This window comes from Paractinoplanes polyasparticus, assembly GCF_019710575.1.
Lineage (GTDB): Bacteria > Actinomycetota > Actinomycetes > Mycobacteriales > Micromonosporaceae > Actinoplanes > Actinoplanes polyasparticus.
Genome location: NZ_JAHWFK010000004.1, coordinates 291,243 through 304,664 on the forward strand (window position 1 = coordinate 291,243; position 13,422 = coordinate 304,664).

Below are 13,422 nucleotides of genomic sequence, written 5' to 3' on the forward strand. Positions count from 1 at the left end.
CCGGTCATTCGTACCGGTACCTCAGCGCGTCCGCCTCCGTCTGCTCGATGTCAGCGATCGTCAGCTCCGGCATCCGCAGCTGGGCCAGCGTCACCTCGGCCGAGGTCGGCTGGGCGTCCGCCGGCAGCCACTGATCCGGCTTCCAGGCCGCGCCGCGCAGGAAAGCCTTGGGACAGTGCGGGTAGACCTCGTCGATGCCCAGCACCAGCGCGCTGGCCGGCGGCTTGCCCACGGCGGTCAGCCGCGCCAGCAGCTCGGAACGGGTGGAGACGCAGGCCCGGCCGTTCACCCGCAGAGTGGTGGTGCGCCCCGGAATGACGAACATCAGCGCCGCCCGCCCGGTGGCGATGACATTCTGCAGGGTGTCCAGGCGCTTGTTGCCGGTGGCGTCCGGTACCGCCACCGTCCGGGAGTCCAGCACGGTGACGAATCCGGCCGGGCCGCCCCGGGGGGACACGTCGGCGTTGCCGTCGGCGTCCGCGCTGGCCACGAAGACCAGCGACGAGCAGTCGATCAACCGCCGGGTCAGCTCGGTGAGCTCGGTCATCTGCTTGCGCACCGCCCGGTCGCCGGGCAGGTCGTAGACCCGGCGCAGCGCCACCTGGTCGGACACGGCGTCGAGCTGCAACGAGTCGAAGGCACTGGTCGGTTGCATTCCCCGACCCTAATGGACAGCGGGCATGCGAGCCGTCCGCGGACGGACGCCCCTACCGGGCCGCCGAGGCGCTCGTCCACACACTGCCCGGGTGTTCATCGATCGGCAGCCAGAGCGACGGCTGGCCCGAGTCACCCGGGTACCGGCCCGCCTCGTCCGGCCAGAGAAGTTGCGCCATGGGGAACGGCGGCCGTTGGTAATAGTCGATGGCCGCACCGAAAAGGTGTTCGTACCAACTGTCGTGCACCGGAGCCAGGACGAGTTCGCCTTCCTCGATCACGCCGGCCAGCGTGAGATCCGGAGTCAGGGTGAGCCCGTCACGGACCAACGCGCCGACTTCGTTGACGGCGAGCATGGCCCTCTGCTGCGGGAGGCCGAGCAGACAGACCTCGACACTGCCGTAGCTGTGCCACAGGCCGATCGAGTATGCCCAGTCGGGCATCGTCGTGCCGAGGACACCGGTGACACCCCAGCCGTACTCGCGAACCAGCCGGCTGTTGCGGCGCTCGCGAGCCGGCAACGACCGCTCCGCCGAGCGCCACCAACGCTTCGGTGGCTGCTCGCACAGCAGGCAGTGGCATTCGCGGTCGAGCGCATCGGACATCGGCGGAGCATAGCGGGCGTCAGCCGGCCGGTTCGCAGTCCCGTGCGACGGCGTGGCCCGGCGCGGGTGCGCCGGGCCACAGGGTGCTTGTCGTCAGGCCGGGAGGCCGCCGACCTGGGTGTTGACCCAGGCGCGGATCGACGGCAGGTCGCCGTAGATGGACGGTGCGGTGGCGCAGGTGGAGCTGTTGTTGCCGGCCCGGCTGGTGACGCCGATCAGGTTCCAGCGGCCGCTCACCGTGCGGACCTGCGGGCCGCCCGAGTCGCCGTAGCAGGCGCCGGCCACGCCGCCGGTGTTGTTGGTGCAGATCTCGTACGCGGCGTCGATGCCGGCGCAGCGGCTGTCGGTCACGATCGACGTGTCGAGCTGGTGGGCCACGGTCGGCGCGGAACCGCAGCCGCGCGGGGCGCAGGTCTGGCCCCAGCCGATGATGCGGGTGGCGGTGCCGACAGCGCCCGACGTGGACGGGATGGGCGCGGGCGCGTAGCTGACCGACGAGGCGAGCTCGAACAGCTTCACGTCGATACGCGGGTGGCTGACCGCGCGCCGCACAGAGACGACGGTGCCGCCGCTGCTGCGGTTGATGCTTCCCACCCGTACGGAGGAAGGGGTCGGGCAGTGTTTCGCGGTGACCACCCAGTTCGCCTTGATCAGCGAGCCGGTGCAGCCGGAGGTGTAGACCATGAACGGGTAGTTCTCGGTTGCCTGCTGACCGCCGACGACGTTGGTGCCGGGATCGCCGGTGGGCGCGGCAACCGCGGCGCCGGCCGGCGAGAGCAGGCCCGCGGCGAGCACAGCGGTGGCGGTGAGCAGAGTCCGGGCGAGGAGGCGCATGAGGGATCGTCCTGTCTGACCGGGAGCGGGATGACAACGGGCGGGTGGCCCGGCCACACGGTAACCGTAAATAGACACAGGTCGATACATGCCAGCTGGGGCCTATCGCCACGTGATGGTGCGCCGCGGTCAGCCGAGCTCCAGCCGCATGACCACGCGCCGGGTGGTCGGCCGGCTGACCTCCCGGAAGCCGGCCGCCAGAAACGTGGTGCGGGAGCCGACGTTCATCTCGCCCCACGTCACGTTCTGCCCCGGCCGGGGAATCATCGGATAGCCCTCGACCGCCTTCGCCCCGCGCTCACGCGCGTAGTCGGCAGCCGCCCGCGCCAGCGGCCGGGTGATTCCCCGCCCCCGATAGCCGGCCCGGACCGCGAAGCAGACGATCGCCCACACGTCCGGGTCCTCCGGGTCCTCGTTGCGCCCGGCCCACGGCACCGGCGAGCCCCGCAGCCGCCGGTACGCCACACGCGGCTCGACCGCGACCCAGCCCACCGGCTCACCGTCCAGATAGGCGACCAGGCCGCTGGTGTCCTCCGCCTCCGGATGCCCGCAGTCGGTCTCCTCCCGCAGCCGGTGCGCCCGCTCCTCGATCCCCGTGTCGAACCAGGCCCGGTCGCCCAGCTTGACCCGCTGGCACTGGCACTTCGCCGCACCCCCACGCCCGAACACCGTCTGCAGGTCGTCCCAGCTCGCCTCGTTGGCCGGAATCACCGATACGTCGTTCTGCTCCACGGCGACGAAGCGTAGGCCCGGTTCCGGACGTTCCACGCCCGGAACCGCTAGCTTCCCGGTGTGGAAGCCGTGGTTTTCGACCTCCTCTACACGCTCGTCCACCCCGGCGGACCGGGCCGGATGAGATGGCTGGCCGAGATGCTCGGCGTCGACCGGGCGGCCCTGAAGGCGAGCTGGAACGAGTTCGAACCGGTGCTCGAGTCCGGCCGGGCCCCCGGTCCCGACCCCGAAATCACCTGGCTGCGCGCCGTCACGAACGCGTCGGAGGCCGACCTGGCCCGCGCCGAAGCCGGCTGGGACAGGGACCGCCGCGAGGCCCTGCTGAACCCACCCCCGTCGTCGGTGGCGACGCTGACCGCGCTGCGCGAACGGGGCCTCAAGCTGGGCGTCCTGAGCAACACGCACGCCCTGGAACTGCGCGCCTGGCCCGAGTCGCCGCTGGCCCCGCTGGTCGACGTCGTCGCCCTCTCCCACGAGATCGGCCACTGCAAGCCCGACCGCGAGGCCTACGACCACGTGCTCGAGCGCCTCGGGGTGGCGGCGCGCTCGGCCACCTACGTCGGCGACGGCAGCAACAACGAACTGGCCGGCGCCCGCGCCGCCGGCTTCGCCCAGGTCGTCCTGGCCGAGCAGGCCGCCGCCGCAGCCGCGCCCGGCACGCTCCCCCGCCTGCGTGCTCAGGCCGACGTCGCGGTGGACTCACTGCCCGACGTCGTCACATTGGTGCGGGCGCGACGGGCGGGCGGGCCGTTCCGGGGGTAGAAAGCGTGGGTGCCTGATCTCAGTCCCCGCCGGCGTGCGCTCGTGCTGGCCATCTGTTGTCTCAGCCTGTTCATCGTGGGGCTGGACAACACCATCGTCAACATCGCGCTGCCGGCTCTGCGGGCCGACCTGGACACGTCGGTGTCGGGGCTGCAATGGGTGCTCGACGCCTACACGTTGGTGCTGGCCAGCCTGCTGATTCTCGCCGGCAGCACGGCCGACCGGGTGGGACGGCGGCGTACCTTTCAAACGGGTCTGGCCCTGTTCACCGTCGGCTCCCTGCTGTGCAGTGTGGCGCCGGGGCTGGGATGGCTGATCGTCTTCCGGATGATGCAGGCGGTCGGCGGGTCGATGCTCAACCCGGTGGCCATGTCGATCATCACCAACACGTTCACCGAGCCGCGCGAGCGGGCCCGGGCCATCGGGGTGTGGGGCGGCGTGGTCGGGCTCAGCATGGCGCTCGGGCCGGTGCTGGGGGGCGTTCTGGTCGAGACGCTGGGGTGGCGCTCGATCTTCTGGATCAACGTGCCGGTCGGGATCACCGCCGTCGTGCTGACCGCGTTGTTCGTGCCCGAGTCGCGGGCGCCGCGGCCCCGCCGCATCGATCTGGTGGGACAGGCTCTGGTGCTGATCCTGCTGGCCTCCATCACGTACGGAATCATCGAGGGGCCCGGCGTGGGCTGGGGCTCGGCCGAGATCGTCGGCTGTTTCGTGCTGGGCGCGGCCGCGCTGGCCGGCCTGCTGCGGTACGAGCCCAGGCGCGCCGATCCGCTGCTCGACCTGCGCTTCTTCCGCAGCGTCCCGTTCAGCGGGGCCACCCTCATCGCCGTCTCGGCCTTCGCCGCGCTGGCCGGGTTCCTGTTCCTCAACACGCTCTATCTGCAGGACGCCCGCGGGCTGTCGGCCCTGCACGCCGGGCTCCACACGCTGCCCATGGCCGCCATGACCGCAGTGTTCGCGCCGCTGTCGGGCCGGCTGGTCGCCGCCCGCGGCGCCCGGCTGCCGCTGATCCTCGCCGGGACCGCGATGACCCTGGCCGTCCTGCCGCTGACCCGCCTCACCACCACGACCCCGGACGCCGTGCTGATCGGCTGCTATCTGCTCTTCGGCATCGGGTTCGGGCTGGTCAACGCCCCGATCACGAACACCGCGGTCGCCGGCATGCCGCGGGCCCAGGCCGGGGTGGCGGCGGCCGTCGCGTCGACGTCGCGGCAGGTGGGCGGGTCGCTCGGCGTGGCGGTCATCGGGGCCGCGGTCGTGTCCGGCTTCGACGGGTCGATGGCCACCGGTTTCGCCGCCGCCAGTCACGCCGGCTGGTGGATCATCGTCGGCTGCGGCTTCGCCGTGCTGACCCTGGGTGTGGTCACGACCGGGCGCCGGGCCCAGGCCACCGCCCAGCGGGTCGAGGACGCGGTCCCCGCATAGAAGCCGTCAGACGGCCAGGCCGACGTATTTCGTCTCGAGGTACTCGTCGATGCCCTCGGCGCCGCCCTCGCGGCCGAAGCCGGAGGCTTTGACGCCGCCGAACGGCGCCGCCGGGTGCGACACGATGCCTTGGTTGACGCCGACCATGCCGGCCTCGAGGGCCTCGCTGACCCGCACGGCCCTCGACAGGTCGCGCGTGAAGACGTACGCCACCAGGCCGTACTCGGTGTCGTTGGCCCGCGCCACCGCCTCGTCCTCGTCGGCGAACGTGGCGATCGGCGCGACCGGGCCGAAGATCTCCTGCCGGTTCAGCTCCGCCTCCGCCGGCACGCCGGTGAGCACGGTCGGCGGGTAGTAGTAGCCCGCGCCGCCGGTCGGCGAGCCGCCGCACAGCACCTTCGCTCCGAGCCGGACCGCGTCGTCGACCAGCGCGGCCACTTTCGACCGGGCGCCGGCGTCGATGAGCGGACCGACGTCCTCCCCCACGCGCAGGGCGGCCATCCGGTCGGCGAACCGCGCGGTGAACTCGGCCGCCACCGACTCGTGCACCAGGAAACGGTTCGCCGCCGTGCAGGCCTGGCCCATGTTGCGCATCTTGGCCGCCATCGCGCCGTCCACCGCGGCGTCGAGGTCGGCGTCGGGGAAGACCAGGAACGGCGCGTTGCCGCCGAGTTCCAGCGAGAGGCGCAGCAACTGCTCGGCCGCCTGCTCCATCAGCAGGCGCCCGACCGGGGTGGAGCCGGTGAAGCTGAGCTTGCGGGTGCGGGGGTCCCGCACGAGCGGTTCCACGACCTCGGCCGTACGCGTGGTGGGCACGACATTGAGAACGCCGGCCGGCAACCCCGCCTCGCGCAGCAGGTCGGCCAGGGCCAGCATGGTCAGCGGGGTCTGGGTGGCCGGCTTGACCACCATGGTGCAGCCGGCCGCCACCGCGGCGCCGATCTTGCGAGTGCCCATGGCCAGCGGAAAGTTCCACGGCGTGATCAGCAGGGCCGGGCCGACCGGCTGCCGCACGGTCAGCAGCCGGGTGGCGCCGTCCGGGGCGGTCGACCAGGTGCCCCCGGCCCGCACCGCCTCCTCGGCGAACCAGCGGAAGAACTCGGCGCCGTACGCGACCTCGCCGCGCGCTTCGGCGGGCGGCTTGCCCATCTCCGCCGTCATCAACGCCGCGAACTGCTCGCGCCGCTCGGTGAGCAGCTCGAACGCGGCGCGCAGGATCTCGCCGCGGGTGCGTGCCGGGGTGGCCGCCCACTGCCGCTGCGCCTCGTGTGCGGCGGTCAGCGCGGCCAGCCCGTCGGCCGGTGTCGCGTCGGCTGCCGAGGCCAGCACCTCTCCGGTGGCCGGGTTCTCGACGTCGACGGTCGCGCCGTCGCCCGAGTCGCGCCAGGCGCCGCCGATGAAGAGTCCCGTGTGCGTCATGCGTCCAGCCTCGGCAGCCGGATGCCATGCTGTCCAATACTTGAAAAGCCGCGGAACGATGCTCGGGAGGCATGGGCGTGGAGCTTCGACCGGTGCGCTACTTCGTGACGATCGCCGACGCCGGGTCAGTCACCGCGGCCGCGGCGGCGCTCCACCTCACCCAGCCCTCGATGTCCCGGCAGGTGCACCAGCTGGAACGGCAGCTGGGGATCGAGCTGTTCGTCCGCGACCGGGGCCCGTTCCGGCTGAGCGCGGCCGGCAGCGAGTTCCTGCCCGTCGCCCGGCGGCTGCTGGCCCAGGCCGAGAGGGCGTGGGAGACAGCGCGCGCCATCGCCGCCGGCCGCCTGCGACGGCTGACCATCTCAGCCCCCGGCACCACGCTGACCGACGTGGTGGCGCCGTTCCTGGCCACCCTCACCGCCGACGACCCGATGCCCGCGGTGTGGGAGGAGGTGCCGGCATCGGTGTACGCGACGCTGAGCCGCGGGGCCGACCTGGCCATCGGGACGACCCCCTGGCCGTCCGACCTCGAAGGCATGCCGCTGGCCGAGCTGCCGGTCTGGGCGTACGTGCGACCGGACGACCGGTGGGGCCGCCGCGAGACCGTCACGGTCGACGAGCTGGTGACCCGCACGCTGCTGCTGCAGACCCGCGACTTCCACCCGCGGCGGGCCCTCGACCAGGCTCTGGCGGCGGCCGGACTGGCGTACGGCGAGTTCCACGAGTTCGCCACGGCCGAGGTGGCCCAGGCCGTGGCCGCCTCGGGCCGCGGGGTGGCGGTCGTCTCCGACGATCCCCGCTTCGGCCTGCGGCCGGTGGCGATCCAGGGCGTACGGATCAGCCTCTACGCCGCCTGGGAACCGCACCACCACGGCGCCGCCACCCTCGAGTCGATCGCCGAACGGCTACGGTCCTTCTGCGCCGGCCGCTACGGCCTCTGAGGAGCAGGACCGCCGTCACCGGGATCCGGCGCGCCGGTGATCGAACCGGACCGCGCCGGGCCGGACCGCGGTCAACGGAATCGTCATCCGCCGGCGGTTCAGCCCTGAGCGCCGTGCTCGCTGCAGCAGCGGCGGGAATCCTGGGACCTACTTCGGACGCGGCAGGAGTTCGAGCGTGGCTGCCTGCACCGCCGGGTCGCGCCACAGCACGCTGAGGCGGTCGTCCCCAATGCGGCCGGCGGCCTCCCGGACGGCGCCGGCGATCGTGCGCCCGCCCTCGAAGGACGTGAGCACGGCCGGATGGATGTAGGAGGCGCGGGCAACAGCCGGGGTGTTGCCGAGCAGCCGGCTCGTGGCGCGAACCGCAGCCAGCTGCGGGGAGCGGGACTTCTCGTCGTGCCGGGCGCCGCCGAGGGCCGCGGCCGCCAGCACGGTGCCGGCCCAGGTGCGAAACCGCCGGGCCGTCGCGTCGAGCCCGGTGTACGCGTGGATGAAAGCGTTGACGTGCGTGCTGTGCACCCGCTGCCAGCCCCCGTCCTCCCGGCTCCAGGCGAGGAAGGCCGGGTCGTCGTCCGGCCGCCGAAGCAGCCGCCGCGCCCACGGCGCCAGCACCGGGTCGGCCACCTCGACCACCCGATGCAGGTGCTCCTTGGCCGAGTAGTCGAACATGACCGTCTCACCGCTCACGCGCACGTGGTGGCGCTGCAGGGTGGTCAGCCCGTACGTGTGGTTGTCGCGGGCGTAGCGCTCCGACCCGACCCGGAAGAACCCCAGGTCGAGCAGCCGCACGGCCGCGCTCAGCACGTGGTCCCGGTTTAGCTCACGCCGATGCGCCCCCAGACCGCGGCTGACGTGCTCCCGCAACGACGGCAGCGAAGCAGCAAAGCCCGGCACATGGGCGAACTTGTCACGCGACCGGCTCTCGATCCACCACGCCGCATAGCGATACTGCGTGCGCCCCGCGCTGTCGACGCCGACCGCCTGCACCTTGGCTCCGGGATCGGCCGCGATCCACACGTCGCGCCAGGCCGGCGGCACGGCCAGCGCCCTGATGCGCGCGACCGCCTCGCCGTCGGTCACCGCCCGGCCGGCGTCGTCCACGTACGAAGAACCCTGACGCCGGTAGCCCGGCGGCCGGGGATGCTCGCTGATCACCCGCCCCACGGTAATCACGGCGACCGGCGGCGGCCGGATCTTGAGACCGGCACCTCACCTCGACCGCGCCGATCCTCCGCGGAGGTACGGACTGGCCCGGTCGTGCCGGCGAATGCGCCACCCGTGCAGGCGTGAGTGGCGGTGTGGGTCGTAGGCCACTGAACGCGCGGCGTCCGGCCCGCCCGCACCGATGGCGGGCGGGCCGGATCGGTCAGCTCAGCCGGGCGAACGCCTGCCCCGCGACCGCGTCACCCGAGGACATTCCGAAGTCAGCGTCCCACTGGTAATGCACCCCCAGGTAGACGCGGCTCCGGGCGTTCTCGGCGGCGGCGGACGAGAACGACGTGTATGTCCGGTACTGCTGCTCGTTCGGGTCGACGCTGTCGACCCGGAAGGTGACGTTGTCGGTGCCGAAGTACCGCCTCATGACCCCGGCCCATGCGCCGGCCAGCGTGGCGTGCCCGGAGGTGTAGGCCGGGAAGGGCGGCGAGAACCGCACGCCGCTGCGGTTGACCGACAGAGGCTGCCAGTTCGGGTCGGCCACCGTGGCCGGGTTGCCGTCGGTGTCGGCCAGGCGGATCGCCGACTCCGGACGCCACAGGTCGATGGGGGTACGGAACTTGGCGTCCCACGACACGATGGCGGCGTCGGCCATGGCCAGGGTGACCAGGGTGTAGAGCCGGGCGGCCTGGAAGGAGTCGAGGTTCCGTTCCAGGGCCAGGATCGACGTGTGGCGCAGCAGTTGGCCCGGCGGCTTGTAGGTGCCCGCGACGTCGTTGGCCCAGAAGAAGGCGATCTTCGTCTGCTCGGCGGTGCGCGTGGTGGAGTTGACCGCGCCGAGCGACTTCACCTCGTTGACCTGCGCGGCGTACTGCGGACTGGCCAGCAACGCGGGCAGTGAGCTGAACCCGCCCGGCAGGGGCGGCCGGAACTGGGTTCCCGAGCTCAGGGTGAACGGCGTAACCCCACCCCAGTTGGGCGTCGCCGCCGGACCGGATCCGGTCTGACGCCACTGGCCGGGCTCAGTGCCGTCGGCGTACGGGGTGTCGTCGTTCGAGTTGTCGTTCGCCCGGGCGGCCAGGATGCGCTGGGCCGCGGTGACCCCGACCGACGTGCTCCAACCCTCCGGGCCCGGGTTGCCGACCGGCTTGTACTTGGCCGCCTCGGCGTAGAAGGCAGTGAAGTCGACGGTCGGAAAGATTCGCGGCAGGACAGTTCGCGCCGCGGCATCGATGTTGGACACGACGTCGTAGTTGTAGTTCGGCTCGCGTGACACCCGCCCCAGGTAGGGGGTGGCGTTGCCCTGCAGCGAGACGACCGTGTCGTAGATCGCCGCGTTCAGCACGGCCGCCCAACGGGTGAGCGGGCCCGGGGCGAAATCGGTGCGGCTGAAGGCGTACCGCAGGGCTTCGTTCCACAGGATCACGTGGTCGGTACCGGCGGGAATCGCCCCGGCCGGGCCGGAACTCGCCAGCACGACCGCGGTGCTTCCGGTCGCGGCCGCGAGGCCGAGCGCGAGGGTGTTTCTCAGGACGGATCGTCGTTTCACCAGGGTCCCCCGTGAGCGATGGATGCACGGGGCCCCCCGGCCAGTCTTCCCCAGCCGGACCCCCGTACGGCTTCCCCCGATTCTTCGCATGCCCCGCCATCGACGTCAATGGATGCTTGATCCGGACGATGGCCGGAAGGTGGCAACGGATGGCTGAGTGACGGGTTCCGTGCGGACGGTGACGGATCTAGGTTGCTGCATATTCAGGTCCACCGTTCGACCAGGGGAGAGCACATCGTGGTGTCTCGATCGACATGGAGACGGGTAGGCGGCGTGGCCGCCGCGGCCGTGCTGCTGGGCGGCTTTGTCGCCGCCGGGCCCGCGCAGGCCTCGTCCGGGAGCTCAGTCAAGGATGTGACCAAGGCGGTCACGTTGGCCGGGGTGCTGCGGCACCTCGTGGCGTTCCAGGCAATCGCCAAGATCAGCGGGGACACGCGGGCGTCCGGAACGCCCGGATACAAGCGCAGCGCCGACTATGTCGCGACGCTGATGCGAGCGGCCGGCTACCAGGTCACCCGGCAGCCGTTCGAGTTCAATTTCTGTACCGAGAACGGGTCGTCGTTCGCGCAGACCGCGCCGGCGCCGGCCACCTACACCGACCAGGTCGACTACGACGTCATGGACTGTTCCGGCTCCGGAACGGCGACCGGACCCGTCGTCCCGGTCGACCTGCAGCTGACGACACCCAACACCAGCACCTCGGGCTGCGAGGCGGCCGACTTCGTGGGCGTGACCGGCCGGATCGCGCTCGTGCAGCGGGGCGGATGCCCGTTCGGCCAGAAAGCGGCCAATGCCGAGGCGGCGGGCGCGATCGGGGTCATCATCATGAACCAGGGTGACACCACGGGGGCGGACCGCCAGGACCTCTTCTTCGGCACCCTGGGCACTCCGGTCGGCATTCCGGCCATCGGGGTGTCGTACCCGCAGGGTGTTGCCTTCGCCGGCACCGCCGGCCTCACCCTGTCGATCACGACCGACACGGTGGCCGACGTGCGGCAGACCGAGAACGTGATCGCCGAGTCGCGCCACGGCAACCCGGACGAGGTCGTCATGTCCGGCGCCCACCTCGACTCGGTGCCCGCGGGGCCGGGCATCAACGACAACGGCACCGGCAGCGCCGGCATCCTCGAGACGGCGCTCCAGATGCGCAACCAGAAGACCAAGAACAAGCTGCGGTTCGCCTGGTGGGGCGCCGAGGAGGCCAACCTGGTCGGCTCGACGTTCTATGTGAACAGCCTGAGCGAGGAGGAGCACGCCAAGATCGCGCTCTACCTCAACTTCGACATGATCGGCTCGCCCAACTACACGTTCGGCGTGTACGACGGTGACGACTCCGACGCCACCGGCGCCGGGCCCGGGCCGGCCGGCTCGGCCCAGATCGAGGCCGTCTTCCAGAAGTTCTTCGCCGACCGCCGGCAGTTCACGGCGGCCTCGGACTTCACCGGCCGCTCCGACTACGGGCCCTTCATCGGCACCGGCATCCCGGCCGGCGGCCTGTTCACCGGGGCCGAGGTCGAGAAGACCGCGGACGACGTGACCAAGTGGGGCGGCGTCGCCGGGGCGGCCTACGACCCCTGCTACCACCAGGCCTGCGACAGCCTGACGCCCGAGCGGGACGGCGCCGACAAGGCGTTGTACGCCCAGCTCCGGCGGGCCTACAAGAACAAGCTGTTCGGCAACGTCAACACGTTCGCGCTCGACACCAACGCCGACGCGGTCGCCACCGCGGTGGCCACTTTCGCCAAGGACACGTCGTCGATCCCGCCACGCGCCGCGGCGGTCTCGGCGGCCCGGGCGGCGGCGGCCGACCGGAACAGTCACGGTGATTGGCTGAGTTAGGGACAATGGTGGTGGCCGGCGTCACACCGCCGGTCACCACCTTGACCCGATGACGGAGAATGGTTCGCATGATCGCGAGGCGGATCGGCACCCTGGTCGCCACCCTGCTGGCTGTGGCCGGCGCCGGAGCCTGCGGAAACGCGGCCCCCGCCGACCAGCGCCGCCACGAGCAGGCCGCCATTGCCCCGGCTCCCGCGGCCGAGGTGCGCGCGCCCGCACGCGAGGTTCAGGCCGCCGCAGCCGCCATCACCGGCGTCCTGAACGTGCCCGCGACCTTCCGCCTGCCGCCCGGCAGCCAGGTGACCGCCCTGGCCGACAGCGAGGCCGGCGCGTCGTTCACGCTGACCGCGCCCGGTCCCGAGGCGGTCCTCTCGTTCTACCGCAGCGAGCTGCAGCGGGCCTCCTTCACGATCGTCGCCGACCGGGCCGAGGCCGGCGCCACGAGCCTCTCCTTCCGCGACGCCGAGGGCTGGGCCGGCACCATCTACGCCACCGCCCAGCGCGCCACCGTCGCCGTCCGCCGCGCCTGACCCCGCCGCCCCCACGGCGTCGACGATCTTTGGCAGGATGCTGCCGCGGCACGGGAATGCCATTCGCGACACGGGGCGCGGTTCCCGGTCCGCGGGGAGGATTCCACATGCGACGGATATTCCTGTCGATCGCGCTGGTGCTGTCGGGCCTGGCCTTCGCGACGCCGGCGAGCGCGGCCGCGGCGGCGCCCACCGTGCGGCTGGTCTCGGCCACCGTGGTGGCCGGCGGAGCCGGGGTCGATTTCCGCTACACCGTCAACTGCGGCGGTCCGGGCCGCTTCGCGCTCAACCAGTACGTCTCGCAAGAGGTCGGCGAGGAGTCGACCAGCGCTACCGGCACGCTCTACTTGGACTGCACCGGCCGCCCGCAGGACGTGTCGCTGCGCGCGTGGTACTCGTTCCGCCTCGCGGCGCAGCCCGGCCCGGCGACCCACGAGCTGACCGCGGCGTTCCTGCTCGCCGGCGGCAACAACACGCAGCAGAAACAGGAGGGAGCCGTCACGTTGGGGGACGGTGCCCCGCGCAACGTGATCAGCGCGCCGGGTGTGCCGACGATGTTCTTCTACGGCGCCTCGGTCGACCCGGCCGCCGACAAGATGACCCTGAACGCGGTCTGGAAGTGCGACTCCAGTCCGGCCACGAGCACCGGGATCACGGTGGCGCAGGCGGTCGACGGCCGCGTCGCGTACGGCCACGGCGGCTTCGAATACGAGTGCACCGGCCAGTGGGAGACGACCGAGGTGGTCTTCACCGGAACGGTGAGCCAGCCGTCGTTCCGAGCCGGGACGGTCAGCGTCACCAGCCAGTTCGGGTGGTGCGGCAACGACGAGAACGGCGAGTTCTCGTGCACCGACCGCAGTCTGAGCGACACGGTCACAGTCGGCTGACCGCAGCGCCGTTTCGCTCGGAACATCCGACGACTCGGCCACCGGCGGCCCTCAGCCATGGTTGAGGGCCGCCCTCTTGATCTCGGCGCG

General features: G+C 71.9%; 13 protein-coding genes. 6 read left to right on the top strand and 7 right to left on the bottom strand.

Annotation, left to right across the window (positions count from 1 at the left end; all coding sequences use genetic code 11):
• Positions 1 to 4: 4 nt before the first annotated feature.
• From KXC43_RS07300 to KXC43_RS50585, 4 genes are all read right to left on the bottom strand, one after another.
• Positions 5 to 655 carry an MSMEG_1061 family FMN-dependent PPOX-type flavoprotein gene (locus KXC43_RS07300; protein WP_221375162.1) on the bottom strand — a complete coding sequence of 217 codons (651 nt, stop codon included), beginning with the start codon at positions 653 to 655 and terminating at the stop codon, positions 5 to 7.
• 52 nt (positions 656 to 707) lie between these two features.
• Positions 708 to 1,259, bottom strand: a complete 552-nt coding sequence (locus KXC43_RS07305; protein WP_221375163.1) for a DUF4262 domain-containing protein — start codon at positions 1,257 to 1,259, stop codon at positions 708 to 710.
• Positions 1,260 to 1,352: 93 nt separating this feature from the next.
• On the bottom strand, positions 1,353 to 2,093 hold the full coding sequence (locus KXC43_RS07310; RefSeq protein WP_221375164.1) for a S1 family peptidase: 741 nt from the start codon (positions 2,091 to 2,093) through the stop codon (positions 1,353 to 1,355).
• A 129-nt stretch (positions 2,094 to 2,222) separates the two neighbouring features.
• Entirely contained in the window at positions 2,223 to 2,861 is a 639-nt protein-coding gene (locus tag KXC43_RS50585) for a GNAT family N-acetyltransferase (protein WP_308128994.1), read from the bottom strand.
• A gap of 24 nt (positions 2,862 to 2,885) precedes the next feature.
• Here KXC43_RS50585 and KXC43_RS07320 point away from each other — a divergent pair, with 24 nt between their 5' ends.
• Complete coding sequence (locus tag KXC43_RS07320; RefSeq protein ID WP_221375165.1) at positions 2,886 to 3,587, top strand: HAD family hydrolase; 702 nt, start codon at positions 2,886 to 2,888, stop codon at positions 3,585 to 3,587.
• Positions 3,588 to 3,596: 9 nt separating this feature from the next.
• Positions 3,597 to 5,012, top strand: a complete 1,416-nt coding sequence (locus tag KXC43_RS07325; RefSeq protein ID WP_221375166.1) for an MFS transporter — start codon at positions 3,597 to 3,599, stop codon at positions 5,010 to 5,012.
• A gap of 6 nt (positions 5,013 to 5,018) precedes the next feature.
• Here KXC43_RS07325 and KXC43_RS07330 read toward each other — a convergent pair whose 3' ends face one another.
• Entirely contained in the window at positions 5,019 to 6,431 is a 1,413-nt protein-coding gene (locus tag KXC43_RS07330; RefSeq protein ID WP_221375167.1) for an NAD-dependent succinate-semialdehyde dehydrogenase, read from the bottom strand.
• A gap of 77 nt (positions 6,432 to 6,508) precedes the next feature.
• Here KXC43_RS07330 and KXC43_RS07335 point away from each other — a divergent pair, with 77 nt between their 5' ends.
• Positions 6,509 to 7,372, top strand: a complete 864-nt coding sequence (locus KXC43_RS07335) for a LysR family transcriptional regulator (protein WP_221375168.1) — start codon at positions 6,509 to 6,511, stop codon at positions 7,370 to 7,372.
• Positions 7,373 to 7,519: 147 nt separating this feature from the next.
• On the opposite strand, the gene KXC43_RS07340 is transcribed toward KXC43_RS07335, so the two are convergent.
• Positions 7,520 to 8,527, bottom strand: a complete 1,008-nt coding sequence (locus KXC43_RS07340; protein ID WP_221375169.1) for a DNA topoisomerase IB — start codon at positions 8,525 to 8,527, stop codon at positions 7,520 to 7,522.
• A 211-nt stretch (positions 8,528 to 8,738) separates the two neighbouring features.
• The gene (locus tag KXC43_RS52615) at positions 8,739 to 10,076 is read right to left on the bottom strand and encodes a vanadium-dependent haloperoxidase (protein WP_221375170.1); all 1,338 of its coding nucleotides are present in this window, start codon (positions 10,074 to 10,076) and stop codon (positions 8,739 to 8,741) included.
• Between the two features lie 273 nt (positions 10,077 to 10,349).
• Between KXC43_RS52615 and KXC43_RS07350 the strand changes: the two genes are divergently transcribed.
• From KXC43_RS07350 to KXC43_RS07360, 3 genes are all read left to right on the top strand, one after another.
• The gene (locus tag KXC43_RS07350; RefSeq protein WP_308128995.1) at positions 10,350 to 11,915 is read left to right on the top strand and encodes a M28 family peptidase; all 1,566 of its coding nucleotides are present in this window, start codon (positions 10,350 to 10,352) and stop codon (positions 11,913 to 11,915) included.
• Between the two features lie 68 nt (positions 11,916 to 11,983).
• Positions 11,984 to 12,445 (top strand): hypothetical protein, encoded by a 462-nt coding sequence (locus KXC43_RS07355; RefSeq protein ID WP_221375171.1) that lies wholly within the window; start codon positions 11,984 to 11,986, stop codon positions 12,443 to 12,445.
• Between the two features lie 107 nt (positions 12,446 to 12,552).
• Positions 12,553 to 13,332 (top strand): hypothetical protein, encoded by a 780-nt coding sequence (locus KXC43_RS07360; protein WP_221375172.1) that lies wholly within the window; start codon positions 12,553 to 12,555, stop codon positions 13,330 to 13,332.
• The last annotated feature ends 90 nt before the right edge of the window (positions 13,333 to 13,422 follow it).

What these genes read in the sequence shown, in the direction of transcription:
- KXC43_RS07360 (WP_221375172.1), top strand. Translation starts at nt 12,553, where the DNA reads ATGCGACGGATATTCCTGTCGATCGCGCTGGTGCTGTCGGGCCTGGCC.
- KXC43_RS07310 (WP_221375164.1), bottom strand. Translation starts at nt 2,093, where the DNA reads ATGCGCCTCCTCGCCCGGACTCTGCTCACCGCCACCGCTGTGCTCGCC.
- KXC43_RS07355 (WP_221375171.1), top strand. Translation starts at nt 11,984, where the DNA reads ATGATCGCGAGGCGGATCGGCACCCTGGTCGCCACCCTGCTGGCTGTG.
- KXC43_RS07330 (WP_221375167.1), bottom strand. Translation starts at nt 6,431, where the DNA reads ATGACGCACACGGGACTCTTCATCGGCGGCGCCTGGCGCGACTCGGGC.
- KXC43_RS07300 (WP_221375162.1), bottom strand. Translation starts at nt 655, where the DNA reads ATGCAACCGACCAGTGCCTTCGACTCGTTGCAGCTCGACGCCGTGTCC.
- KXC43_RS07305 (WP_221375163.1), bottom strand. Translation starts at nt 1,259, where the DNA reads ATGTCCGATGCGCTCGACCGCGAATGCCACTGCCTGCTGTGCGAGCAG.